The sequence below is a fragment of the Bradyrhizobium sp. UFLA05-125 genome (genome assembly GCF_059803515.1).
In genome coordinates, this window is the sequence record NZ_JBANBJ010000157.1 from 1 (window position 1) to 3,014 (window position 3,014).

A 3,014-nucleotide genomic window follows, 5' to 3' on the forward strand; every position below is an offset into this window, starting at 1 on the left:
GCTGCGTCCGCGGACGCAGCCTCGAGCGGCCCGGCATTGGACGGATTGGCGAAGAGCGCGCCGACAATGGTCGCGGTCAGCAGCAACGCGATGCGCATGATGAACCCCCTGATGTCACTTCACGCGCCAGAATAGGCCATCGTTGTTTGCGAAAAGTGATTGGGGTGAGACTAAGGCGCCGATGTTGAGGCGTACTTAATCTTTCGTTGCAGACCGCGCCGATCGGGTTAGTCCCGGGTTAACCAAGGTGTAGATCGGCCCCACGCTTCGGCGTAACATCGCCGTGGGGCACCAGGCCCTGCATCAGCGAGCCGGAAGGAGGATTCCATGTATGCCGCCATCCGTCAGGCCAAGGCGAAAAGCGGGAGCGCGGAGGAGCTGGCGCGCCGGATCAAGGAAGGCGCCGTTCCGATCATCAGCGATGTCGACGGCTTCCGCGCCTATTACGTGGTCTATGCCGGCGACGACACGGTGACCGCGATCTCCATCTTCGACAAGTTCGAGCAGGCCGAGGAGGCGAACCGGCGCGCGATCGCCTGGATCGAAAAGGACCTGGGCCCGCTGCTCGCGGGCCATGCCAGTGCCGCCGCAGGCCCGGTGATCGTGCATACGCTGGCGTAGGAGTTGGACGGTTCGTTCAAGCCGCATCCTCCGTCGTCATGCCCGGGCTTGTCCCGGGCATCCACGTCTCTCCTCATCCGCGGTTGCGCGTGGATGGCCGGGACAAGCCCGGCCATGACGGCGGTGCGTATGGCGCCGCCCTCACAATTCTCGCGCGTTGCTAAACGCGAACGAACTGACCCGCCGCGTCGTCTCGTCCAGGATCAGCGTGCGCGTGATCGGCGGCTCGGCGCGCTGGGCGCAGTTTTCGCGCTCGCAGAGGCGGCAGTTGACCCCGATCGGCGTGCCCTCGGCCTTCTCGAGATCCATGCCGGCGGCGTAAACGAGCCGCGAGGCGTGGCGGATCTCGCAGCCCAGGCCAATCGCGAAGCGCGGCTGCGGCAGAGGGTGGGGTGCAACGGGCCGGCGCACCATCTGCGCGATCGAGAAGTAGCGCGTGCCGTCCGGCAGCTCGATCACCTGCTTCAGCAGCCGGTCCGGCGTGTCGAAGGTCGAATGCACGTTCCACAGGGGGCACGTGCCGCCGAACTTCGAGAACGGGAAGGTGCCGGAGGAAAAGCGCTTGGAGACGTTGCCGGCATTGTCGACACGCAAGAGGAAGAACGGAATGCCGCGCGCGTTCGGCCGCTGCAACGTCGTCAGGCGATGGCAGACCTGCTCGAAGCCGGAATTGAAGCGCTGCGCCAGCACGTGGATGTCGTAGTTCAGCGCATCGGCCGCCGCCAGGAACGGCTGGTAGGGCATCATCACGGCGGCGGCGAAATAATTGCCGAGCGTGATGCGGAACAGGCGCCGCGGCGCATCGTCCAGCGGCCCGGCGCGGCCGATGATGGTTTCGAGATGCTGGGCGCATTCGCCGAGCCCAAGCTGGAAGGCGAGCTGGAATGCGCGGCCGGGCGGATCGACGAGCTCGGAGATCAGGAGCTGGCGACGATGGCGGTCGAAGCGCCGCAAGGTCTCGCGCATCACGTCGACCGGCATGATGCGGGTCTGAACCGAATGCTTTTCGCGCAAGCGCGTCACGAGGGCGGCGTAAAGCCCTTCGGCCGGGACGTTCAATTCGTCGCGCAGGGCTTCGGCGGCCTGCTCGAGCTCAGGGAAATAATTGCGGTTGGCCTCGATCAGCTCGCGCACGCGCTCGACCGGATTGGCCTCAAAGCGCGTGCCGACGTCGCGATCGGCCATCTGCGCCGCGGCCAGCGTCTCGCCCTGGCGCGCCTCTGTATAGGCGGCGTAGAGCCGTTGCAGCGCATGGGTGACGCCAGGGCAGAGCTCGGCGAGGTCGCGCAGCTCCTGCTTGGGAACGTCGATCTGGCGGAACAGCGGATCGGAAAAGATCTCGTTCAGCTCGGCGAAGAAGCGGTCCTCGTCGGCGGTCGCGAGGTCGCGCAGGTCGAGGTCGTAGGTCTCGGCCAGCCGTAGCAGGATCTGGGCGGTCACCGGGCGCTGGTTGCGCTCGATCAGGTTGATGTAGCTCGGCGAGATCCCGAGTCCCTCGGCGATCTGGGTCTGTGACAGTCCCAATTGCTGCCGGATCCGCCGGAAGCGCGGGCCGACAAAGAGCTTTTTCCCGGTATCGGCGGGCATTGCAGGTCTCCGCAGCGGTTAAGGACAGGTTCCTTGACCCAAGATTTTTACAAATTTTACAAAATAACACCTGTTACATGTTCTTATGTTACATGACATCACCAATAAAAAACAAGGCATCTATACGAAGTTTCCTTTTTCGCGTTTAGCTCTTGCCACGCATTTCGCAATGCACTGTCAAGAATGTCGATAAATCAACCGCTGCAGATTTGTCGCCACCGAAGGGATCACGACTATGAATTTCCAACCGCGTGAGATCAGCGACCGGGCGATCCAGGGGCCGGCTTCCTATCAGAGCGAGATTGAGGCGGCCGAAGCGCTCCTCAAGACCAAGGAGACCTGGAACGGCGTGACCGCCGAAGCCGTGGCGCGCATGCGCCTGCAGAACCGCTTCAGGACCGGCCTGGACGTCGCCCGCTACACCGCGGCGCTGATGCGCGCCGACATGGCGGCCTATGATGCTGACAGCACCAAGTACACCCAGTCGCTCGGCTGCTGGCATGGCTTCATCGCCCAGCAGAAGCTGATCTCGGTCAAGAAGCACTTCGGCAACACCGATCGCCGCTATCTCTATCTCTCCGGCTGGATGATCGCGGCGCTGCGCTCCGAGTTCGGGCCGCTGCCGGACCAGTCGATGCACGAGAAGACCTCGGTGCCCGCCCTGATCGAGGAGCTCTACACCTTCCTGCGTCAGGCCGACTCCCGCGAGCTCAACGACATCTTCCGCAGCCTCGACAAGGCTCGCAAGGAAGGCGACAAGACCAGGGAAAAGGAGCTGATCGCGAAGATCGACAACTTCCAGACCC

At 63.7% G+C, this 3,014-nt stretch carries 2 protein-coding genes and 1 pseudogene; 2 read left to right on the forward strand and 1 reads right to left on the reverse strand.

Annotation, left to right across the window (positions count from 1 at the left end):
* Nucleotides 1–327 precede the first annotated feature (327 nt).
* Entirely contained in the window at nt 328–621 is a 294-nt protein-coding gene (locus SO156_RS45600; protein ID WP_027522803.1) for an antibiotic biosynthesis monooxygenase, read from the forward strand.
* Nucleotides 622–762: 141 nt separating this feature from the next.
* Here the strand turns inward: SO156_RS45600 and SO156_RS45605 are convergent, their stop codons facing one another.
* A complete protein-coding gene (locus SO156_RS45605) occupies nt 763–2,208 on the reverse strand; it encodes a helix-turn-helix domain-containing protein (protein ID WP_498539435.1) in 1,446 nt (481 codons plus the stop codon).
* A gap of 235 nt (nt 2,209–2,443) precedes the next feature.
* Between SO156_RS45605 and SO156_RS45610 the strand changes: the two are divergent.
* Nucleotides 2,444–3,014: pseudogene (locus SO156_RS45610) on the forward strand (isocitrate lyase); the annotation flags it as partial.

Excerpts from the sequence above, each read along its gene's own strand:
- SO156_RS45600 (WP_027522803.1), top strand. The coding sequence starts at position 328 with ATGTATGCCGCCATCCGTCAGGCCAAGGCGAAAAGCGGGAGCGCGGAG.
- SO156_RS45605 (WP_498539435.1), bottom strand. The coding sequence starts at position 2,208 with ATGCCCGCCGATACCGGGAAAAAGCTCTTTGTCGGCCCGCGCTTCCGG.